The organism is Streptomyces sp. ISL-36 (assembly GCF_018614205.1).
Lineage (GTDB): Bacteria > Actinomycetota > Actinomycetes > Streptomycetales > Streptomycetaceae > Streptomyces.
This window is the reverse complement of record NZ_JAGGOS010000019.1, coordinates 142,612-162,236: the sequence shown is the minus strand read 5'-3', so window position 1 is coordinate 162,236 and position 19,625 is coordinate 142,612. Positions and strand designations below refer to the sequence as shown.

The following is a 19,625-nucleotide window of genomic DNA, read 5'->3' as shown; positions in this document are numbered from 1 at the left end:
GCCACCGCACTCAGTGCACTGGCGGACCGCACCGCATGCGCTGTCGGTCAACGCGCCCCGTAGCGGGACGCCTAGCGTCCCTCGGGTACGCCCAGCACGGCACCCCAGGAGGCCAGCCCATGACCACCAGCACGTCCCAGCCCAGGAGCAGCAGCAGCCAGCCGTGGCTGCACCAGAAGGGCGAGGTGATCCAGCCGTTCGGCACGGTGCGGCAGTTGCCGATCGGCCTGTCCTTCGAGGCGCGGATGTACGCCTGCCAGCGCCTGAACCAGCTCCTCGCCGACACCCAGATGCTGTACGCGCTCTACAAGAAGCACCACTGGCTGATGCGGGGCGCGACCTTCCATCAGCTGCATCTGCTGCTCGACCGGCACGCCGAGGCGCAGCTCGCCGTCGTCGACGCGCTCGCCGAACGCGTGCAGAGCCTCGGTGGCGTCGCCGTCGGCGATCCGCGGCACGCCGCGGAGATCACGGCGGTGCCGCGTCCTCCGGACGGCGTCGAGGAGGTGCCCGCCATGCTGTCGCGGCTCCTCGAGGCCCACGAGACGATCCTCATCGACGCCCGCGAGTCGGCCCGCCGGCTGGCGGACCTCGGCGACGACGGCAGCAACGACCTGATCGTCTCGGAGGTGATCCGGGGCGGCGAGGCGCAGGCCTGGTTCCTCGCCGAGCACCTCGTGGACACCCCTCTCACCCGTCTGCTGCCGGAGAAGGGGCACGGGGCATGACGACGCACCGCCCCTCTCCCGTCCCGGGGGCCGCGCGAGAATGAGCGTGTGACTCACGTTCATGTCGTCTACGCCCACCCGAGCGAGCAGGGCTTCACGCGTGAGGTTCTCGGCGCGTTCCTGAGCGGTCTCGACGAGGCCGGACTCACGTACACGCTCTCGGACCTCTACGCGATGGACTTCCGCTCGGAACTCACGCGCGCGGAATACGAGCGGGAATCCGGCCACCGTACGGATGTCCCGGTTCCCGAGGACATCGCGGCCGAACACGCGAAGCTGGCCGCCGCCGATGTGTGGGTGTTCCTCTACCCGGTGTGGTGGGCCGACTGCCCCGCACGGCTCAAGGGCTGGTTCGACCGCGTGTGGACGGTGGGGTTCGCGTACAAGCCGGCCGGGGTGTGTGTGGCCCGGAAGGCGTTGGTGCTGTGCACGGCCGGGTACAGCATCGCCGACCTGGAGGCGTCGGGTGCTACCAGGCGATGAGGACCGTCATGCTCACCGACCGCATCGGTGCGCGAGCGGAGTCGAGCGATTTCGTCGTCTTCGGCGGCGCGGCGGGCGGGGAGAGCGGGAGCGGCGTCGTCGCCCCGCCCTGGGCGGAGGTCAGAGCCGGACACCTGGCGCGGGCGGCGGAGTTGGCGCGGTCACTCCGGCAGGGCGGGTAGCGGCGTGCGGCGGCTGTACGACGTGAGCCCGAGCGCGGCGCGCGAGGTCGCCGCCGCGGACGTCAGCCGTTGTGTCAGGGCTGCGGCCGGTCCGGTCCCGCGTCCCGGCTCGGAGCGGGTCGGATCCGCAGGCCGGGCCGGCGCCGGTGGACGGTCAGGTACGACATGCCCCGCTCGCCCGCGACGAGCGCCCGGGTGGAGCCGTGGGGCAGCCAGGTGAGTGTGCCTTCGGCCAGTGCCAGCGGCTCCTCGGTGGTGACCAAGGTGCCCTCTCCCTCGACGACCAGCAGGAGGACATCGAGGTCCGGCTCGGTGTGGGTGTCGACGCGCCGCAGGGGCGGGAGGCGGACCACGTTGGCGTCGAGCTGCCGACCGGGCTCCGCCAGCCGCCATACGGCTCCGGCGCGTTCGGGGTCGAGCGCCTCCAGCGCTCCCGTGCCGAACAGGACCCGGGGGAGCTGTGCGCCGTCGGCCGGCTCGGGGGAACCGCCGTCTTCCCCAGTCATCCGGCTCCACCGTCCGCTGCGCGCTGTCCACCACCGACGGGCCGATTCCCGTACGGTCCATCGCCGCGAGCGACCCGTCCGCGAGGCCTTCCACATGGTCACAGGCGTCGTGCGGACGAATCTAACACGCGCGTGTCGATGAGCGTCCCGGCCGCGCCCAGCGCATTCAACGCTTGAAGACACTCGCGTCCATCACGTCCGCCTCGGCCGGAGGCCGCACATCAAGTGGCCGGTCGAAGGCGCTGAACGAGGTGATGGTGTGGTACTCGGCGTCTCTGTAGACCACTTCGAGGATGTACGGCCTGCCCTCGGTGGCGACGTAGAAGGTGGAGGAGCTTCCCTTGTGCGCCTCGTCGGTCACCACGAGCGGAATCGCCGGGCTGCCGTGGATCTCGGTCGGCTGCCCCTTCGTCGGCACGCCGAAGGAGGTGAACGGATAGGTGCATGCGGCGAGCCCGTCGCCCGGCTTCGCCTCGCTGGACGGGGTCTTGATCCACCGGACCCGGTCCTCCGCACCGGCCGAGCCCCGGCCCGACCACTGGGCGAGGTAAGCGCCGTTCGGGCGGACGTAGTCGGTCTCGCCGATCCGGATCTGTTCGAGAACGGCACCGGTGGGCCAGGTCGTCCTCGCTGTGCACCTGTCCTTGAGGTCGGTCGTCATACGGCTGGAAGAGCCGCCACGGGCGGTCGCGGTGGTGCGCACATCGCGGTCACCGACGTGAGCGCGCTCATCGTGTCGTTCGCGTCGTCAAGCATCCGCTCGGCGGAGAGCTCCTTCGCGGGGGTGTCCGGTGCGCCGCCCGCGCAGCCGACAGCCGCGCCACTCACCACCAGGCACGCCAGCCCAGCGGTCATGACAGTCGATGCCGTTCGCACGAGTCCCCCCGGATGATCAGCGGTTCACGCTACCGGATCCCTATCGCCGCGGGGTACGCGCGGCGCACTCCCGCGCACTCCTAGCGACCCGCACTGGCCTCGAACCAGACCCGCACCGGCCCCGCAAGGCCCCGCCGCCGGTCTTGCGCGGCGACCGCGCCTCTCTCTACGCTCCCGCCAATGGTTAGGAATATTTCCTAACCATTGACCGCCCGTACCGTGCCGTTCTCCCTCGACGCAGCACCCGATCCGACCGTCACCGGGACCGGACGCCCTGTCCGGATGAAAGGAACGACCACTGCCATGAGCCGAAGAGGCATATCCCTTATCATCGCGTCGGCGCTGCTGCCCCTGCCGCTGTTCGCGATTCCGCGGGCAGCCGCCGCCGACACCCTGGTGTCGGTCGGCAAGCCGGCCACGACGTCGTCGGTCGAAGGGAGCGGGTTCGAAGCGGGTCTCGCGGTCGACGCGAACACCGCCACCCGCTGGGCCAGCGCCGAGGGCGTCGATCCTCAGTGGGTGCGGATCGACCTGGGTGCGGGCCACACGATCTCCCGGGTGAAGCTCAACTGGGAGGCCGCGTACGCCAAGACGTACAAGATCCAGACCTCCACCGACGGGTCGGCCTGGACCGACGTCTACTCCACCACCGCGGGCGACGGGGCGATCGACGATCTGGCCGTCTCCGGAACCGGACGCTACGTCCGGATGTACGGCACGGGCCGCGGCACCCCTTACGGCTACTCCCTCTGGGAGTTCGAGGTCTACGGCTCCGCCACGGGCAGCGGTGACACCGCCGCGCCGAGCGCCCCCGGCAGCCTCCGCTCGACGGCGTCGACGTCCACGAGCGTCTCGCTCGCCTGGAACGCGGCCACCGACAACGTCGGCGTGACGGGCTACGACGTCTACCGCGGCGGCAGCCTCGTCGGCTCCACCGCCGGCACGTCGTACACCGACACCGGGCTCACCGCCTCGACCTCGTACAGCTACACCGTGAAGGCGCGCGACGCGGCGGGGAACCTCTCGGCCCCGAGCAACACGCTCGGTGTCACGACCCCGGCCGTCGGCTCGGGGCCGGCCGTCCCCTTCGGCAGCCACCTCAAGCCGTACGTCTCGGGCATGTTGAAGCCGTCCGGCACACAGACGACGATCGACCAGAAGGTCGTCGACCACTACAAGGCGTGGAAGTCGGCCTTCGTCCGCCAGAACTGCGGCAACGGCTGGTACCAGGTCATCTCGCCGGACGCCGACCACCCCTACGTCGCCGAGGCGCAGGGCTACGGGATGGTCATCGCCGCGACCATGGCAGGCGCCGACCCCGACGCCAAGAAGATCTTCGACGGCCTGGTGAAGTGGAAGATCGACCACCCCTCCGCCATCAACCCGAACCTCCTCGCCGCCGAGCAGGACGTCAACTGCAAGAGCGTCAACGGCGGTGACGGCGCCACCGACGGTGACATGGACGTGGCGTACGGGCTGCTGCTCGCCGACAAGCAGTGGGGCAGCACGGGCACGTACAACTACAAGGATCTCGCGGTCAAGCACATCAACGCGATCAAGAAGGACGAGGTCAACCCGACGACCAACCTGCTGAAGCTGGGCGACTGGAGCAGCTCCGGCGATCAGTACTACTACATCACCCGCACCTCGGACTGGATGATCGACCACCTGCGGGCCTTCCGTACGGCGACCGGCGACGCGGCCTGGGACACCATCCGCGCCGCGCACCAGAACCAGATCGCCAACCTGCAGTCCACGTACGCTCCCGGCACCGGGCTGCTGCCCGACTTCGTCGTCACCACCAACACCACCCCGAAGCCCGCCCCGGGGCAGGTCCTGGAGGACCCCAACGACGGCGCCTACTGGTGGAACGCCTGCCGCACGCCGTGGCGCATCGCCGACGACGCGGTCACCAGCGGCGACGCCAAGCCGCTCGCGGCGGCGCGCAAGCTCAACACCTGGATCAAGACGAAGACCGGCGGCGACCCGAACAAGATCGCCATCGGCTACAAGCTCAACGGCACACAGATCTCGGCGGGCAGCGAGGCGGCGTTCTTCGCGCCGTTCGCGGTGGCGGCGATGACCGACTCGGGCAGCCAGGCGTGGCTCGACGCGCTCTGGAACAAGATGCTGTCCACCCCCGTCGACACCAGCAGCTACTTCTCGGCGAGCATCCAGCTCCAGGTCATGATCACGGCATCCGGCAACCACTGGGTCCCGTAACACGTCCTGCGGTGCCCACCGGACGGCCCCCCGCCGGTGGGCACCCGGTCGCGTTGTGCAGCCCGTGGCGGGCTGAACGGCACGTTCTCGCCACCATCGACTCCGCAGGCGATCGACCGGCCGCTCCCCCCGGCCGTCGAACGTGCCCCACGCATATTCACCATGACTGCACGTCAGGCACTACCCACAATGCGCCAATCTCTCCCCCGCCCGTCGTTGACACTGCGCGACGCCCTGAGGTTAATTAATCAACGAGTGGCCGATACGGAGCGGCCCGCCGTCGCGAAGTCACCGCAGGAGGGGGCGAGTTGGGAGCCACGACTGTCACGAACCCACATTGACCGGGTAGGGGCGCAGCACACTTCTTCAGGGGGGATCGATGACCCGGCTCAACGCTTTCACAGTTCCCGATTTTCATCTTCCGTTCGGCAATTCCAAGCATCCGCAGGCCGCGCAGGCGAACACCGATGCCACCGCCTGGGTGGTGCGACACGAGCTCGTGACGGACGCCACCGAGCAGTTCACGGGCATCGGGTGCGGCCATCTCGCCGGCCGGGTGAGCGGCGAGGTCGCGTACGACAGGGTCCTGCTGCTCGCCGAATGGATGGCCTGGTCCTTCGTCCTGGACGACCAACACGACCATCTCATCAGGACGGGTGACGTGGCGGCCTGGCGGCCCGTCGCCGAGGCGATCACCACATATCTGGAGACGGGGATGCTCCCCAGCACGTCATCACGGCGGAATCCCCTGGTGAGCGGGTTCGTCGACCTCTGCGACCGCATCCTGGCCGGCATGTCCGAGGCGACCGCCGCCCGCTACCGGTCCCACGTCCCGCAGATGCTGCGCTCCTTGGACCAGGAAGCGGTCAATCGCGAGAACCCGGGCCGCCCGTCGGTGGAGGACTACATCGTGATGCGCCGGCACAGTTCCCAACTGCTGCCGATGATGGACATGGTGGAGGCGGGACTCGGCATCGACCTGCCCCAACGGATCCACGGGCTCGCGGAGTTCCAGGAGCTCATCGCGAGCGCCGTCGACATCATCTCGTGGGCGAACGACGTGTTCTCGCTCCCGAAGGAGTATGCCTGCGGGGACCACAACAACCTCGTCTCCCTCATCTCCCACCACGAGCGTCGCTCGCTCTCCGACGCGGTCCGGGCGGTCGAGAACCGGATCCAGATCCGCATCGAGGAGTATCTGGCCGGAAAACAGCGGTTGTTCAAGGTTCTGGAAGCGGACGGGACGACGACCCCGGAGCTCCGCGAGACGGTCTCCCGGTGCGTGCGCAGCTACGAGGACTGGATCATCGGCACGGATCTGTGGCAGCGTTACGAGTGCACGCGGTACAGCGACGAACGGTTCGCGGCCGGGCTGGAGTCTGCGTACACCCGCCCGGACCTGATCTCGGCGGCATGACAGGGAGTCGGTCCATGACAGGTCTGGAAGTCTCCGGCTCCGCGGTCCAGGCTCCTGTGGCTCCGGGGCGCATACCGCTCCTGGGCCATGTGCCGCGGCTGATGCGGGAGCCGATCGCGTTCCTGGAGTCCCTGCGGGACCACGGCGAGGTGGTACGGCTCGACATCGGGACATGGCCGGTCCTGGTGCTCACCAGCCCGGACCACGTCCACGCCGTCCTGGTCCAGCAGGCCCAGAAGTTCGGCCGCGGGAGGGTCTTCGACCGGCTCCGCCCGATGTTCGGCAACGGCATCGTGACGACCGACGGCGACTTCCACCGCAAGCAGCGCCGGATGATCCAACCCGCTTTCCACCGCAACCACATCACCGAGTACACCGAGACGATGGTCCGGCAGGCGGAGGCGATGACGTCGTCGTGGACCCCGGGCCGCCAGGTCTCGATGGTCAACGAGACCCGCCGGTACGCCCTGTCCTCGGTCGCCGAGATGATCTTCTCCGGCGATCTGAGCCGGCCGGCCGTCGCCGAGGTGCACCGCTCGCTCCCCATCGTCCTGGAGGGGATGCTCCTGCGGGTGGTCATGCCCAAGTCCCTGGACCGGCTGCCCATCCCGCTCAACCGGCGGTTCGACTCCGCCGCCGCGCGCCTGCGCAGCATCATCGACGAGGTGATCGCCCAGTACCGCACCACGGAGGAGGACCGTCCCGACCTCCTCTCCCTGCTGCTGTCCAGCGTGGACGCCGACACGGGCGCGCCGATGACTCCCGAGCAGGTACGGGACGAGGTGATCGCGATCATGTTCGCCGGTACGGAGACCCCGGCGACCACCCTGGCCTGGATCTTCCACGAACTCGGCCGCCATCCCGAGGTGGAGAAGCGGCTGCACGCCGAGGTCGACGCCGTCGTGGGCACGCGCCCGGTCCGCCCCGAAGACCTGTCCCGGCTCGCCTACACGAACCACGTCTTCCAGGAGGCGCTGCGCCTCCACTCGCCCCTGCTCTTCACCCGACGCGCTCTGGCCCCGCTCACCCTCGGCGGCGTGTCGATCCCAAAGGGCGCGGAACTGGCGTACAGCCCCTACGCGTTGCACCGTGACCCGGCGCGGTTCCCGAACCCCACGGTCTTCGACCCGGACCGGTGGGCGCAGGACGCGGCCGAGCGGCCCGACGCGCACACGTTCGTCCCGTTCGGAGCCGGCCAACACAAGTGCATCGGCGATCAGTTCGCGGTCGCGGAGATCCTCACCGCGCTGGCGACCGTGGCGTCACGGTGGCATCTGAAGCCCGCGCCGGGCGTCACGGTGCGCGAGGTCCCCGCAGGCATCCCGCAGCCGAGCGAACTGCCCATGATTCCCGTCGCCCGCCACTGACAACTCCCGCCGCCCGCTGCGCACTTCACCGCCATGAAGTGCGCAAAGGGTACAGCATCGCGACCGCGACCGCGGCGGGATTCCGGAAAAGAAACGTTGAGCAACATCATCCCGCCTACGGGCCGTACACTCGGCCGCACGCGCAGGAGGGGGCACGAATGTCACAGGTCGGCGAAGCGAGGATGTGGGCTTCCCAGCCTCTTCTCGAACGGGAATCCGAGATTCTCGCCATCCATCGCGCGGTGGACGATCTCTGCGGCACCTCCGTCGCCGGTACGGTCACCCGCCGCGGGGGTGTGATGACCTTCGCCGGCTCGGCCGGCATCGGCAAGACCACCCTGCTGGCCGAGGCCCGTCGGCACGCCGCCGAGCGCGGCTGCACCGTGCTGTTCGCACGCGGCGGCGAGCAGGAGAAGCAGGTGCCGTTCCATGTGATGCGGCAGCTCATCCAGCCGAGGTTCGTGGCCATGAGCGAGGAGGCGCGCCGCGACGTCCTCGGCAACTGGTACTCCATCGTCGCCCCGGCGCTCGGCCTCACCGCCGCCCCGACAGGCCGGACGGCGCCGGACCCTCAGGGCGTACGCGACGGCCTCGACTGGGTCGTCACCCACCTGGCGGTCCGCAACGCCCCGGTCGTCCTGGTCCTCGACGACGCCCACTGGGCGGACGCGGAGTCCCTCGCGTGGCTGACCGCCTTCGCGGCGCGGGCCGAGGAACTGGCCATGCTGATCATGGTCGCCTGCCGTCCCGACGAGATCCCCGCCGACGCCGCCTCCCTGCGTGCCCTGATGGGGCGCCAGGGAGCGCGTCCGCACGAACTCGCGCCCCTCAGCACGAGCGCGGTGGCGCGCATCGTCCGCGAGGCCCTCGACGAGAACGCGGACGACGTGTTCTGCCGGGAGTGCTGGGCCATCACCGGCGGAAACCCCTTCGAGGTCGTCGAGCTGGCCATGAAGGGGCGCGACCAGGGGCTGAAGCCGCACCAGGACAGCATCCCCCAGCTGCGCGACCTGGCCTCCGCCGTCAAGGGCAGCGGTCTGATCCAACGCCTCGAACAGCTCGGACCGTCGACCCTCCGGTTCGCCTGGGCCGCCGCCGTCCTCGGCACCGCGGTCCCCACCGGAATCGTCGGAGGAGTCGCGGCCCTCGGCGAGGCGCAGACCACCGAAGCCATCGACCAACTGCGCGCCGCGCGCATCCTGACCGTCCTCACCAGCGTGCGGCGTCAGGAGGTCGTGGAGTTCTTCCACCCCCTCGTCGCCACCGCCGTCTACCGCTCGATTCCGCCCGGTGTCCGCGTCGCCATGCACGGGATGGCCGCACGGGCCCTGATCGACGACGGGCACGGCGCCGCGGCCGCAGCCCGTCACCTGCTGGAGATGCACCCCGAGGGCGACCCCTGGGTGGTGCAGCAGCTGCGCCGAGCCGCGCGCGACAGCTTCTCCGCCGGAGCGCCCGACGCCGCACGGCGCTACCTGGCGCGGGCCCTGCGCGAACCGCCGGAGGCGGAGGACCGGGCCGAGGTCCTCTTCGAGCTCGGCTCCGCCAACCTCCTGCACGACCCCGCGACCACGATCAACCAGCTCAGGACCGCCCTGGAGGAACCCGACTCCGAACAGGAGCTGCGGGAGGCGATCACGTACCGGCTCGCACAGGCCCTGGCGCACACCGGCCAGTTGGCGGAGGCCGCCGGTCTGCTCCACGACGAGGCCCGGCGCGCCACGAGCGCCCGCACCCGGCTGCGTATGCAGGCCGAACAGTTCAAGTGGAACTCCGTCCGGGTCGACGAGGAGAACTCACCGGCCCGGTCCCGGCTCCTCGCCCAGTTCGCCAAGCGACTCACCGGCCGCGGGCTGCCCGAGCGGCACATCCTGGGCCTGCGCGCCTGGGACGCCGCCATGCGCGGCGAACCCGTCGCCACCGCCCTGGACTACGCCGAGCAGGCGCTGGACGGCGGGATGAGCTGGACCGACCAGGACTTCGGTTTCGAGGTGCCGGCCTCCGTCGCGGTCACGTTCATGTACTGCGACCAGCCGGGCCGCGCCGAGGAGCTCTTCAACACCGGAATCGTCGAGTTCGAGTCGAAGGGCTGGCGCGGCGCACACCTGTCGTTCGTGTACACGCTGCTCGGCTACATCCGGTACCGGCGCGGACGTCTCGCCGAGGCCGAGGACTTCGTCCGCAACGGCCTGCAGATCGCCGACCGCATCGGACACGGCATCCCCGCGCAGTGGTACGCGATCGGCACCCTCATCGAGACGCTGCTCGCCCGGGGGAACGTGGCCGAGGCCCAGCGGGTCGCCCGCGCGTACGGACTGGCGGACGGCTTCCCGAAGGCGGTCGTCTACCCCGATCCGCAGGCCGTGTGGGGCAAGCTCCTGCTGGCCGAGGGCAGGATCGAGGAGGCCGAGAGGCACCTCGTCGCAGCGGGCAGGCGCCTCGATCTGCGTGGCACGCGGAACCCTTCGTGGAGTCCCTGGCAGCTCGACCTGGCGCTCGCCCAACTGACCCACGATCCCGGCCAGGCGCGTGCCACGGCGGCCGAAGCCGTGGCTCGTGCCCGCGCGTTCGGGGCGTCCAGCGTGATCGGCCATGCGCTGCGGGTCGCGGCGGCCACGGCCACGGACGCGTCCCAGGCGTCCCTCCTGCTGGAGGAGGCGGTCGGTCATCTCGAACAGTCGCCCGCCGCGTACGAGCTCGCCCACGCGCTCATCGACCACGGCACGGCCCTGCACACGATAGGTGACACCCACAGGGCGGCGCAGCAGCTCTACCGCGGCCTGGAGACCGCCGTCGCCTGCGGCGCCGACGCGCTCTCGGCCAGGGCCCGCGCCCACCTCGCGTCGGCCGGACTGCGTCCGCGCCGGCTGCACACGTCGGAACAGGAGACCCTGACGGTCATGGAGGACACGGCGGCCCGCCACGCCGCTCTCGGTCTGGACAACACGGCCATCGCCAAGGAGATGCGGACGGACGTTCAGACGGTCTCGGAGCTGCTGTCGGCGGTGTTCACGAAGGTGGGCACCGACAGGGCCGGACTCCGCCAGATCTTCTGAGTCGGCCTTCAGACCTTCTGATGCCCGGTGCGGCGGTCGGCCGCCCGCCGGTCACTCTCAACGGGCGCGCGGGAGCGGGGAGGGTGGGACTCCGGACGCCGTCCCGCTCCCCCGGCCGCCGGCGGCTCGGGGCGTCCGCCGTCGGGCGGAGGAAGCGCCCCGTGCACGGGCGGCCTCGGTGCGTTGCGGCAGGGCCCTGATCAGGTCCTCGCCCTGCTGCAGCAGGTCGAGCCAGTCCGCGCCGTCCACGAGGTGGAAGTCGCCGAGCAGGCCGAGCAAGCGCCGTGGTTGCGGCTGCCAGTCGTAGAAGACCACGCGCGCGCCGCGGGCGTGGGCACGCTGCTGGAAATCCAGCACACAGTGCATGCCGACGACGTCGACGAACGGGACGTGGCGCAGGTCGCAGGCGATGACGGCGACATCGCCCGCCAGGGACGTCAGCACGCCCGTGAAGGCCGCTTCGGCGGTCAGATCGAGCTCTCCGGACGGAGTCAGGTGCACGGTGGGGCCGTATCGCCGTACGACGATACGGAAGTCGTTGCCGCTCTCGACGGTTTCCATGGCGCGTCTCACCTGCCAGGAGGGAGGACCCTTCGGTGTGCCCGTACCGTTTGCGCGACGGCGCGGGCGACCACTTCGATACTGGCTCCCCTGCGGTCGCCTCCGCAACCTCTCCCACCTCTCCCGCCTCTCCTAGGTGGGGGGCGCCGTCGCTGTCGTTAGGCATCGCCCCGGAGGCGGACCCGCTGGATCCGACAGGCGAGGGCGCGGCGCGCGGAAGCCGTCGCGGTGGGGGCCGCGGGCGTGGTGGCCTTCGGGGGGAGATCGAGGCCACGGCTGATCCTGTCGTACGCGTCCTGGTAGCCCGCGGGCAGCTCCGCCCGGTGCCGTCCGAGGTCCTCTTCGACAAGGCGGCGCAGCTCGTCGACGTTCCGGGGCGTGAAGCGCTTCTTTCCCCGGGCGACGGCGATGACGTACGGGGTGCAGCGAGCGGTGTCGCCGAAGACCTCGGAGAGCTCCTCGGCCAGGCCCCAGAGGCGTCCCTCAAGCCATGGGGTGTCGTACTGGTCGAGGGAGAGGACCGCCGGGGGCGGTGCGTCGTCCTTCCGGTACTTCGCCACCTGCTTGGACACGGCGGGCTGACTCATCTCGGTGAGCTGGGCGATCTTCTCCTGGGTCCAGCCGAAGCCGGCGAAGACCGGGATCATCTCGGCGCGCAGCTTTCGCATCTCCTCGCCCGCGCGGATGACCTCGTTCATGCCGGCGAGCATCCGCACGGCCTGTTCCTCGGTCAGCGTCCCCGGGTCCTCGTACACGCTCTTCTCGCCTGTCACAGCCTTGTTATACACCGTTCACCCCAGGAATATAACCGGGTTGTACAACTCGGTTATGGGTGCCAGGATCCCTCCATGCCCACCTTCAGCGCACCTGACGGAACCGCTCTCGCCTATCGGACGACCGGAGACGGCGCCCCCGTCGTCTGTGTCCCCGGGGGCCCCGTGGACTCCGCCTACCTCGGCGATCTCGGCGGTCTGTCCGCGCATCGCCGGCTGATCGCTCTGGACCTTCGCGGCACCGGACGGTCCGCGGTCCCCGAAGACGCTTCCTCCTACCGCTGCGACCGCCTGGTCGACGATGTCGAGGCGCTCCGCGTCCGCCTCGGACTCCCCCGGATCGATCTGCTCGGGCACTCCGCGGGCGCGAACATCGCGACGCAGTACGCGACCCGGTATCCGGGGAACGTCGGCAGGCTCGCCCTGATCACCCCCAGCACCCGGGCCGTCGGCATCGCGATCACCGGGGAGACGCGCCGTGAGCTCGCCCGGCTTCGCAAGGACGAGCCGTGGTTCCCGGCGGCGTACGCCGCGCTGGAGGCGATGACCCGGGGCGCGGGCGGCGACGGGGAGGCCCTGGCTCCCTTCTTCTACGGCCGGTGGGACGCCGAGGCCCGGCAGCACCATGCCGCCGGGCGGCCGAGCAACGAGAAGGCTGTCGCGCTCTTCGGCGCCGAAGGCGCCTTCACCCCGGCGGCCACGCGTGCGGCGCTCGCCTCCTTCGAGGCACCCGTCCTGCTGTTCGCCGGAGAGTTCGATCTGAACAGCCCGCCCGCCTCGGTGGCGGAGTTCGCCGGACTGTTCCCCGACGCCTCACTGGTGGTGCAGCCGGGAGCGGGCCACTATCCCTGGCTCGACGACGCCGACCGCTTCGTGGCGACCACGGCGGCGTTCCTGTCCTCTCCGGGTCAGGGTCGACCGTGAATCGGCGCCGCCGGCCAGTGGGGCCGTGAGCGGCCCGGGGCGCTCAGGAGGCGTTCGGGCCGACGTCCGCCGGCGTGAGGGGCCGGCGGAGAGGCGCCAGTGTCGTGTACTCGTCGGCGCCGATGTCGCGGGGGGTGCCGCGCGTGTGGCCGTCGATGTCCTCCTCCACGACGGGGCTTCGCAGCGTCGCCGCGCCGATCGCCGGGCTGCCCGACGACAGCCGGAACACCCCGTCGGCCTCCTGGCGCAGGCGCGGATCGATCCTGGTGTAGCCGCCGGAGGGGATGTTGCCGTTGGAGGCGCTGCCCCAGAGGATGTTGCTCTGCCAGGTGAAGCCGGTGGTGCTGCCCATCGCGACCAGGCTGCCGGCGTTGCCGACGAGCAGGTTGTCGGCGACGACCACGTCCCGCGGCTCGTACTCCCTGGTCTCGCCGGACAGCGTCTCGGCGTTGTCGAGCAGGGTGTTGTGCGCGATCACCGCGCGGTCGCACGCGTCGTTGCCGCGCCGCTCGTCGGTCGTCTCGCCGGTGTGGTGGTCGCGAGTGGTGCCGCTGCCGATCACCAGGGCCCGGCCCGACAGTCCGCCGATGTAGTTGTTGACGACCAGATGGTCGTTGCCGTAAAGCCGCACGCCCTCGGTACCGCCGAGCAGGTAATTGCCGTCCACCGTCGAGCGGTTGCCGTGGCGCAGCACGATTCCCCCGCGGCTGTCGCGGATCGTGTTGTACCGCACGGTGTTGTCGGAGGACTTCACCGAGATGGTCTCGGGGTCCCCGTCGCACCGCTCGAACAGGTTGTACTCCACGAGCGCGTCCGCGCCGGACAGCGCCCGGCCGCTGACGCCGAGCCGGATCGGCTCGCCGCCGTTGGAGCCGGTGAAGCTGCGGTCGGAGAAGTGGTTCTTGAAGAGGTGGAGGCGCTGGGCCAGGGCGGTGGAGCCGCTGGGGCCGTCGAGGACGACGAAGATGCCCGCGGTCGTCTTGTGGTGGAAGTGGTTCCGGTCGATCTTGGTGTCGTCGGCCCGCACGACGACCCAGTAGAGACCGCTGACATCGGCGAACCGGAAGTCGTTGCGGGTCAGCCGGATGCGTGAGCAACTCTCCGGTATCTCCAGGCTGGTGCTCTGCCGGAAGGTGAAACCGCTGATGGTGATGTGCTGGAGTTGCCGAAGACGAAACTGCGTGCGCCGTTCAGTACGGCGCCGCCGCGGGACGCCGAGACGATGGTGATCGGCGCGCTGCTGGTGCCGTTCTTGCCCGAGACGTTGATGGCGCCCCCGGTGGGGACGGTGTACGAGCCGTCGGCGAGGACGATCCGGTCGCCGGGCGCCGCGCTGTCGATCGCCTTCTGCAGGTCGCCGAGCGAGCTGACCCGCGTCTCGGCGGCCGACGCGTCGGCCGACAGCAGGGTGGTGAGCGGCACAGCGGCGAGCGCGGCTCCCAGCGCGGTGCGCGTGAGGAACGTACGACGGTGCATGCTGCCTCCTGGAGGAAACGGGAAGGTGCCGGCCGGCCGGCACTTGGCCGTCGGCCCGCGGCGGTTGGGGGCTCCCGCGCGATACGGCCCGTACGGTTCCCCCACAGCTTCGGGCCCTGCCCTGCCGTTGCGCTGACGTACCGCTGATGCGCCGCTGACACGGCTCCCCCACCGAGCGCGTCCGGCGCGCGCACGCCAGTCCAGGCGTTCGCCCGATCGGTGATCCGCCGCACGCCGACCACCGAGTTCGATCACGCTGGCGACGGAACGGCCGGGAGCGGTGTGGGAGGGGATGCGGTGACGCACGGAACGGGGCCGGAGCGCGGCCCGGGGCACAGCGACGCGGTGCTGCTGGCCGCGGGGGCGGCCGACTGGGCGCTCGACGGTCTGACCACCGCCGCGCGGGGCCTGCGCAGTCTACTCGGACGGGCCGACCTGGGCGGGTTGGCAGAGGACGGCCGGCAGGACCTCAGGGCCCGTGGACGACTTGCCCTGGACCGACTGGCCCTGGGCCGTCCGGCTGCCTCCTCGCCGGCCTACCTGGAGGTGCTGGCCCGGCACACGGTCGCCCGGCAGGCCGCCGCCCGGCGCGCCGACGGTGGTGACCGCGATGACGGCTGACGGCAGCACGCCGGGCGGCGTGTCCACCGCGGCCCGGCCCGGCGGCGAGGCGCAGACCGTCCTGAAGTGCCGTGTCGACGCGGTGGTGGAGCGATTCGTCAGCGACGAGATCGACCAACTGCTCGGGATCGACGGCGAGCTGGCGCCGGTGGCCGAGCAGTTGCGCACCGCCACCGCGTACGGAAAGCGGCTCCGAGCTGCGTTCTGTTACTGGGGGTGGCGGGCGGCGGGGCAGCCCGACAGCGACGCGCTGGTACGGGCCGCGGCCGCGATGGAGCTGGTGCACGCAGCGGCCGTGGTCCACGACGACCTGATCGACGACAGCCCGCTGCGGCGCGGCCTGCCCACCGCGCACATCGCCCTGCGCACGGCCGCGGGCGGCCGCGGACGGCCGGGGGCGGCGCGGTCCCTGGCCATGCTGGTGGGGGATCTGCTGATGGCGTGGGCCGGGCAGCTGTTCGTCTCCAGTGGCCTGCCCGCGGCGTATCTGTCCCGCGCCCGCCCGCTGTGGGCGGCGTTGGCCCGGGAGCTGATCGCCGGGGAGTGCCTGGAGATCCTGCGTACCGGCGGCGAACCCGATCTTCGGCGGTCACTGCAGGTGATCCGGTACAAGACCGCCAAGTACACCGTCGAGCAGCCCCTGCTCATCGGCGGCGCCCTGGCCGGGGCGACGCCCGAACTGCGGGAGGTCTTCACCGAGTACGGCCTGCCGCTCGGCGAGGCGTTCCAGTTGCGGGACGACCTGCTGGGCCTGTTCGGCGACACCGCCCGTACGGGCAAGGCCAACGCCGACGACCTCGACGCCCGCCGTCCCACCGCCCTCCTGGCCGAGACCTGGAGCCGGGCGACACCGGCCGAGCGCAAGGATCTTCGGCATCTGCTGGACGGCCGCCGTCAGGACGGGGACAGTCTTCGGCGGGTCCGCGAGATCATGCTCCGCACCGGGGCTCCTGACCGTGTCGAGGACATGATCAACCAGCGGGTGAGGGTCGCCACCGCCGTCGTCCGACAGGCGCGTCTTCCGGCCGACGCCACCCGCGCACTGACCGGTCTCGCGGCCGATGCCGCCCACCGGCGCCACTGACCCGCCGCCCGCGCAAGGAGAGACGTCATGACCTTTACGGAAGCGTCGATGGACGCGCTGCGCCGCTCCGGGGACGAGCTGGCCGACGCCACCGTGGCGACCCTGTTCGAGCGGGGCGAGGTGGGCAGGTTCAACACCCTGATGCGGTACGTCTCCACCGTGGGACAGGATCTCCCCGACGGGCTGCCCGACGTCGCCCGGGAGTACCTGCACGCCACGAGCGCCCCGCCGGCGTGGGTGGACTGGGACGAGATGGAGCGAGCGCGGCTCTTCTTCGTCGACAACAACGTGCACATCTCCACCGCCCTGTCCTTCGCCGCCATGCCGGCCTGTTACCTCGTCCCGCACGTCGCCCGGCTGCTGTCGGCGACGCACGGCCTGAACTATCCCTCCAAGCGCATGGCGGAGACGGGCCAGTTCACCGTCCACCTCATGCAGCCCGACGCGTTCGAAGCCGGCAGCCGCTTCATTCCCGCCGCCCAGAAGGTGCGGCTGCTGCACGCCTCCATCCGCCACCACCTGGGGCGGGAGAACGCCTGGGACACCGGGACGCTCGGGACGCCGATCTGCCAGGAGGACATGATCGGCGGGCAGATGTTCTTCTCGCTGCTGGTGCTGGACTCCCTGGACCGCCTGGGTGTCCACATGAGCACCGAGGGTGCCGAGGCGTACTACTACGCCTGGCGGGTGGTCGGCGCCATGCTCGGCGTGGATCAGGACGCCGTCCCCGAGGACCTGCAGGCTGCGCGCCGTTTCCTGGACCTGTACATGATCCGGCACATGGGGCCCTCCGCGGAGGGCGCCCATCTGACCGGGCAGCTGATCGACCTGTACGAGGAGGTCGTCCCCGGCACCTTCTTCGACCCGGTCGTCTCCGCCCTGATCCGCCATCTGATCGGTGACACCTGCGCCGACTGGCTCGATGTACCCCGCACTCCCTGGGACACCGTCGTCAAGGCCGCACCCCACCTGCTGGGGGTGCTGGAGACGATCGAGGACCGGTCACCGCTCGGCGCGTGGGCTCTGGACCGCCTCGGCCACCTCACCACCCACCTGGAACTGTCCTCCCTCACCCGCGGCCGGGTGATGCACTACGCCGTCCCGGAACACCTCAAGAAGGAGTACGGCGTCCCCAACACCCCGCTCCGCAGCCGCCGTTGGACCCCACCCGCACCCACCGTGACCTGAGGACGGCGAGGCCTATCCCGGAAGCAGGCGTACGGTCGCGTCGGGGAGTCTGGTCCACCAGTGGCCGTAGCGGCTGTACACCCGGGGCTCGCGGTCGGCCAGCAGGGCCGACAGGGACCGGGCCTCCGCGGCGAGGCCGTCCCACGCCTCGGGCGTGAGGTCGTGGAACGCGGCGGCCTCGATGCCGCCCTCGACCGGCCGCCACACGCCGGCGACCTGGCCGTCGACGAGCAGCGTGGGCAGGACGTCGCCATTGTTGCGGATCACCAGGCGGCGGTAGGCCGGGGGTATGAGACGGCTGCGGTCGGCGTACGCGAGCAGCGTGCTGTCCCACATCGCCATGAGGCGGGGCGGGGCGGGGGTGTCCGCGGGCGGGCGCGCGGCGCCGGGGATGTCGAACAGCGCGATGCCGTCGGGTCCTTCGAGGTGCTCGACGGCGCCGTCGAGCGCGCCGAGCGCCTCACGGACCCATGCCCGCTGGACCATGGCGAACTGTGCCACGTCCGCGACCGACGCGGGCCCGAACCCTTCCAGGTAGCGCAGGACGAGGGTCTGCAGCGCCTGAGGCACCGTGGACCGTCCCGTGGGGACGGAGTCGGTGGGCGCGGCGACGTAGGACGGCCGGACGCCGAACGACCACGGCCCGCCCGTCGGGGCGTGGTGCAGCGGGGCGTAGGCCCGCAGCCCCCACCAGGCCCCGGCCTTCTTCTCCGGGCCGAGCCTCTGCTCCAGCCATGCCTCCATCTCGGCGCCGGTGCGAGGCCGGTCGGCGAACGCCCGTATCTGCGATACCAGAGCGTCGCCGCCCGCCGGAGTCAGCCCCTGGACGGCGAAGCGGGCGCCGAGACGCGAGCCGTACAGGGTCGGCTGCATCGCCGCACGGAACGCCTGGTAGTCCTCGGCGTGGACGGCGTGCAGGGTGATGCGCATGAGGGTCGCCTTGACCAGGGAGCTTCCGGCGAAGGCGGTGTCCAGGTCGCGCGGATCGAAGTCGGCGAGCCGGTTCCACAGCGCGAGATACGGCGAGGCGGGGTGCTGCGCCTGCAGGGCGACCACCCTGCGGGTCGCGTCGGAGGCGCTCAGCCGCTCCCGCTCCAGCAGCAGTTGGCGGCCGAGGGTGGCTCGGTTGAGTTCGCGCGCGGTGATCTTCACGGTCGGGGATTGTGCCGTGAACCGGCCCTGCCCGCCAACGCCCCCGGGTGCGGGAGCGGCGACGGGGCGCTGCCGCCTCGCCTGGGCGGAATTCGCTCGACACCGCGCCGGAGGGTGCGGGAGGCTGCCCGGCGATGACACGACGAACCGATACTCCTCCCTCGTGGGACGAGTACACGCAGCTGACCACCTTCCTCGACTACGCGCGGGACACGGCACGGGCCAAGTGCGAGGGACTGTCCTCGGAGGACGCCCGCAGGGCGCCGTTGCCTCTTTCGCCGCTGATGACGGTGTGCGGCCTGATCAGCCACCTCCGGTGGGTCGAACACCACTGGCTCCAGGTGGTGTTCCTGGGTGAGGAGCCCGCGGGCCCGCTCACCGAGGTGTCCGACGAGGATCCCGACCCGGAGATGCGGCAGGCTCTGGACATCCCGCTGCCCCGTCTTCTCGCCGAGTACGAGGAGCAGAGCGCCCGCTACCGCGGCCTGCTGTCCGAGCACGACCTGGACACGAAGGCGAGCCGCCCCGTCCGGGACGGCCGTCACGTGGATCTGCGCTGGATCATCCTCCACCTCATCGAGGAGACCTCCCGCCACAACGGTCACCTCGACATCGTGCGTGAACTCCTCGACGGGCGGACCGGCGTCTAGGGGCGTTTGAAATCGGCCGCGGCGCGTAGGCGAAGGAGGAGAAGCCACAGCACGCTCAGCCGAGAAGGAGGACCACCATGGGCATCATCGCCTGGATCGTCATCGGACTGCTGGCCGGCTTGATCGCGAAGGCACTCATGCCGGGCCGGGACCCGGGCGGGCTCGTCATCACCATGCTGATCGGCATCGCGGGAGGCCTGCTCGGAGGGTGGCTGGGCAAGGTGCTCTTCGGCGTCGACTCCCTCGACGGATTCTTCGAGCTCTCCACGTGGATCGCGGCGATCATCGGGTCGATGATCCTGCTCGCCGCCTACCGGATCTTCACCGGAGGACGCGCACGCCACAGCCACTGACGCAG

21 protein-coding genes are annotated in these 19,625 nt (G+C 70.8%); 13 read left to right on the top strand and 8 right to left on the bottom strand.

The window, feature by feature from the left end; genetic code table 11:
* Positions 1-119: 119 nt before the first annotated feature.
* Genes J7E93_RS05490 through J7E93_RS05480 form a run of 3 tightly spaced genes read left to right on the top strand, consistent with a single transcriptional unit; the run spans position 120 to position 1,393 of the window.
* A complete protein-coding gene (locus J7E93_RS05490) occupies positions 120-728 on the top strand; it encodes a Dps family protein (protein ID WP_215066094.1) in 609 nt (202 codons plus the stop codon).
* A gap of 48 nt (positions 729-776) precedes the next feature.
* Positions 777-1,211, top strand: a complete 435-nt coding sequence (locus J7E93_RS05485) for an NAD(P)H-dependent oxidoreductase (RefSeq protein WP_215066093.1) — start codon at positions 777-779, stop codon at positions 1,209-1,211.
* A gap of 8 nt (positions 1,212-1,219) precedes the next feature.
* A complete protein-coding gene (locus tag J7E93_RS05480; protein WP_215066092.1) occupies positions 1,220-1,393 on the top strand; it encodes a hypothetical protein in 174 nt (57 codons plus the stop codon).
* 74 nt (positions 1,394-1,467) lie between these two features.
* Here the strand turns inward: J7E93_RS05480 and J7E93_RS05475 are convergent, their stop codons facing one another.
* The 3 genes from J7E93_RS05475 to J7E93_RS37975 all read right to left on the bottom strand — a co-directional run bounded on the left by J7E93_RS05475 (position 1,468) and on the right by J7E93_RS37975 (position 2,754).
* Entirely contained in the window at positions 1,468-1,899 is a 432-nt protein-coding gene (locus tag J7E93_RS05475) for a hypothetical protein (RefSeq protein WP_215066091.1), read from the bottom strand.
* 166 nt (positions 1,900-2,065) lie between these two features.
* Positions 2,066-2,560, bottom strand: a complete 495-nt coding sequence (locus tag J7E93_RS05470) for a hypothetical protein (RefSeq protein WP_308367844.1) — start codon at positions 2,558-2,560, stop codon at positions 2,066-2,068.
* Positions 2,557-2,754, bottom strand: coding sequence for a hypothetical protein (locus J7E93_RS37975; RefSeq protein WP_308367842.1), 198 nt, complete (start codon positions 2,752-2,754; stop codon positions 2,557-2,559). The genes J7E93_RS05470 and J7E93_RS37975 overlap by 4 nt, the downstream gene beginning before the upstream one ends.
* Positions 2,755-3,078: 324 nt before the next feature.
* Here J7E93_RS37975 and J7E93_RS36735 point away from each other — a divergent pair, with 324 nt between their 5' ends.
* From J7E93_RS36735 to J7E93_RS05445, 4 genes are all read left to right on the top strand, one after another.
* Entirely contained in the window at positions 3,079-4,998 is a 1,920-nt protein-coding gene (locus J7E93_RS36735; protein ID WP_251066059.1) for a glycosyl hydrolase family 8, read from the top strand.
* A 379-nt stretch (positions 4,999-5,377) separates the two neighbouring features.
* Positions 5,378-6,415 (top strand): terpene synthase family protein, encoded by a 1,038-nt coding sequence (locus J7E93_RS05455; RefSeq protein ID WP_215066090.1) that lies wholly within the window; start codon positions 5,378-5,380, stop codon positions 6,413-6,415.
* 14 nt (positions 6,416-6,429) lie between these two features.
* Positions 6,430-7,782 carry a cytochrome P450 gene (locus tag J7E93_RS05450; RefSeq protein ID WP_215066089.1) on the top strand — a complete coding sequence of 451 codons (1,353 nt, stop codon included), beginning with the start codon at positions 6,430-6,432 and terminating at the stop codon, positions 7,780-7,782.
* 158 nt (positions 7,783-7,940) lie between these two features.
* Positions 7,941-10,838 (top strand): AAA family ATPase, encoded by a 2,898-nt coding sequence (locus J7E93_RS05445; protein WP_215066088.1) that lies wholly within the window; start codon positions 7,941-7,943, stop codon positions 10,836-10,838.
* A gap of 57 nt (positions 10,839-10,895) precedes the next feature.
* On the opposite strand, the gene J7E93_RS05440 is transcribed toward J7E93_RS05445, so the two are convergent.
* Both J7E93_RS05440 and J7E93_RS05435 read right to left on the bottom strand, forming a co-directional pair.
* Positions 10,896-11,399 carry an STAS domain-containing protein gene (locus tag J7E93_RS05440; RefSeq protein WP_215066087.1) on the bottom strand — a complete coding sequence of 168 codons (504 nt, stop codon included), beginning with the start codon at positions 11,397-11,399 and terminating at the stop codon, positions 10,896-10,898.
* Positions 11,400-11,557: 158 nt separating this feature from the next.
* Positions 11,558-12,172 (bottom strand): sigma-70 family RNA polymerase sigma factor, encoded by a 615-nt coding sequence (locus J7E93_RS05435; RefSeq protein WP_308367838.1) that lies wholly within the window; start codon positions 12,170-12,172, stop codon positions 11,558-11,560.
* Between the two features lie 75 nt (positions 12,173-12,247).
* Here J7E93_RS05435 and J7E93_RS05430 point away from each other — a divergent pair, with 75 nt between their 5' ends.
* The gene (locus J7E93_RS05430) at positions 12,248-13,096 is read left to right on the top strand and encodes an alpha/beta fold hydrolase (protein ID WP_215066085.1); all 849 of its coding nucleotides are present in this window, start codon (positions 12,248-12,250) and stop codon (positions 13,094-13,096) included.
* Positions 13,097-13,139: 43 nt separating this feature from the next.
* Here the strand turns inward: J7E93_RS05430 and J7E93_RS05425 are convergent, their stop codons facing one another.
* Positions 13,140-14,177: a polysaccharide lyase 6 family protein gene (locus J7E93_RS05425; protein ID WP_251066089.1), complete on the bottom strand. Its 1,038-nt coding sequence runs from the start codon at positions 14,175-14,177 to the stop codon at positions 13,140-13,142.
* Entirely contained in the window at positions 14,174-14,572 is a 399-nt protein-coding gene (locus J7E93_RS36730; protein ID WP_251066094.1) for a chondroitinase-B domain-containing protein, read from the bottom strand. The genes J7E93_RS05425 and J7E93_RS36730 overlap by 4 nt, the downstream gene beginning before the upstream one ends.
* A gap of 297 nt (positions 14,573-14,869) precedes the next feature.
* Here J7E93_RS36730 and J7E93_RS05420 point away from each other — a divergent pair, with 297 nt between their 5' ends.
* The 3 genes from J7E93_RS05420 to J7E93_RS05410 are packed head-to-tail and all read left to right on the top strand — an operon-like array spanning position 14,870 to position 17,465.
* Positions 14,870-15,193, top strand: a complete 324-nt coding sequence (locus J7E93_RS05420) for a hypothetical protein (RefSeq protein WP_215066084.1) — start codon at positions 14,870-14,872, stop codon at positions 15,191-15,193.
* Positions 15,183-16,277, top strand: a complete 1,095-nt coding sequence (locus J7E93_RS05415) for a polyprenyl synthetase family protein (RefSeq protein ID WP_215066083.1) — start codon at positions 15,183-15,185, stop codon at positions 16,275-16,277. Before J7E93_RS05420 ends, J7E93_RS05415 begins: the two co-directional genes overlap by 11 nt.
* Before the next feature lie 27 nt (positions 16,278-16,304).
* On the top strand, positions 16,305-17,465 hold the full coding sequence (locus J7E93_RS05410) for an oxygenase MpaB family protein (protein WP_215066082.1): 1,161 nt from the start codon (positions 16,305-16,307) through the stop codon (positions 17,463-17,465).
* A 12-nt stretch (positions 17,466-17,477) separates the two neighbouring features.
* Here the strand turns inward: J7E93_RS05410 and J7E93_RS05405 are convergent, their stop codons facing one another.
* Positions 17,478-18,617 carry a winged helix DNA-binding domain-containing protein gene (locus tag J7E93_RS05405; protein ID WP_215066081.1) on the bottom strand — a complete coding sequence of 380 codons (1,140 nt, stop codon included), beginning with the start codon at positions 18,615-18,617 and terminating at the stop codon, positions 17,478-17,480.
* A gap of 134 nt (positions 18,618-18,751) precedes the next feature.
* Here J7E93_RS05405 and J7E93_RS05400 point away from each other — a divergent pair, with 134 nt between their 5' ends.
* Positions 18,752-19,267, top strand: a complete 516-nt coding sequence (locus J7E93_RS05400; RefSeq protein WP_215066080.1) for a DinB family protein — start codon at positions 18,752-18,754, stop codon at positions 19,265-19,267.
* A 77-nt stretch (positions 19,268-19,344) separates the two neighbouring features.
* Positions 19,345-19,620, top strand: a complete 276-nt coding sequence (locus J7E93_RS05395; RefSeq protein ID WP_215066079.1) for a GlsB/YeaQ/YmgE family stress response membrane protein — start codon at positions 19,345-19,347, stop codon at positions 19,618-19,620.
* Positions 19,621-19,625: the final 5 nt, after the last annotated feature.

What these genes read in the sequence shown, in the direction of transcription:
- J7E93_RS05490 (WP_215066094.1), top strand. Translation starts at nt 120, where the DNA reads ATGACCACCAGCACGTCCCAGCCCAGGAGCAGCAGCAGCCAGCCGTGG.
- J7E93_RS05480 (WP_215066092.1), top strand. Translation starts at nt 1,220, where the DNA reads ATGCTCACCGACCGCATCGGTGCGCGAGCGGAGTCGAGCGATTTCGTC.
- J7E93_RS05475 (WP_215066091.1), bottom strand. Translation starts at nt 1,899, where the DNA reads ATGACTGGGGAAGACGGCGGTTCCCCCGAGCCGGCCGACGGCGCACAG.
- J7E93_RS05470 (WP_308367844.1), bottom strand. Translation starts at nt 2,560, where the DNA reads ATGACGACCGACCTCAAGGACAGGTGCACAGCGAGGACGACCTGGCCC.
- J7E93_RS37975 (WP_308367842.1), bottom strand. Translation starts at nt 2,754, where the DNA reads ATGACCGCTGGGCTGGCGTGCCTGGTGGTGAGTGGCGCGGCTGTCGGC.
- J7E93_RS36735 (WP_251066059.1), top strand. Translation starts at nt 3,079, where the DNA reads ATGAGCCGAAGAGGCATATCCCTTATCATCGCGTCGGCGCTGCTGCCC.
- J7E93_RS05455 (WP_215066090.1), top strand. Translation starts at nt 5,378, where the DNA reads ATGACCCGGCTCAACGCTTTCACAGTTCCCGATTTTCATCTTCCGTTC.
- J7E93_RS05450 (WP_215066089.1), top strand. Translation starts at nt 6,430, where the DNA reads ATGACAGGTCTGGAAGTCTCCGGCTCCGCGGTCCAGGCTCCTGTGGCT.
- J7E93_RS05445 (WP_215066088.1), top strand. Translation starts at nt 7,941, where the DNA reads ATGTCACAGGTCGGCGAAGCGAGGATGTGGGCTTCCCAGCCTCTTCTC.
- J7E93_RS05440 (WP_215066087.1), bottom strand. Translation starts at nt 11,399, where the DNA reads ATGGAAACCGTCGAGAGCGGCAACGACTTCCGTATCGTCGTACGGCGA.
- J7E93_RS05430 (WP_215066085.1), top strand. Translation starts at nt 12,248, where the DNA reads ATGCCCACCTTCAGCGCACCTGACGGAACCGCTCTCGCCTATCGGACG.
- J7E93_RS36730 (WP_251066094.1), bottom strand. Translation starts at nt 14,572, where the DNA reads ATGCACCGTCGTACGTTCCTCACGCGCACCGCGCTGGGAGCCGCGCTC.
- J7E93_RS05415 (WP_215066083.1), top strand. Translation starts at nt 15,183, where the DNA reads ATGACGGCTGACGGCAGCACGCCGGGCGGCGTGTCCACCGCGGCCCGG.
- J7E93_RS05410 (WP_215066082.1), top strand. Translation starts at nt 16,305, where the DNA reads ATGACCTTTACGGAAGCGTCGATGGACGCGCTGCGCCGCTCCGGGGAC.
- J7E93_RS05400 (WP_215066080.1), top strand. Translation starts at nt 18,752, where the DNA reads ATGACACGACGAACCGATACTCCTCCCTCGTGGGACGAGTACACGCAG.
- J7E93_RS05395 (WP_215066079.1), top strand. Translation starts at nt 19,345, where the DNA reads ATGGGCATCATCGCCTGGATCGTCATCGGACTGCTGGCCGGCTTGATC.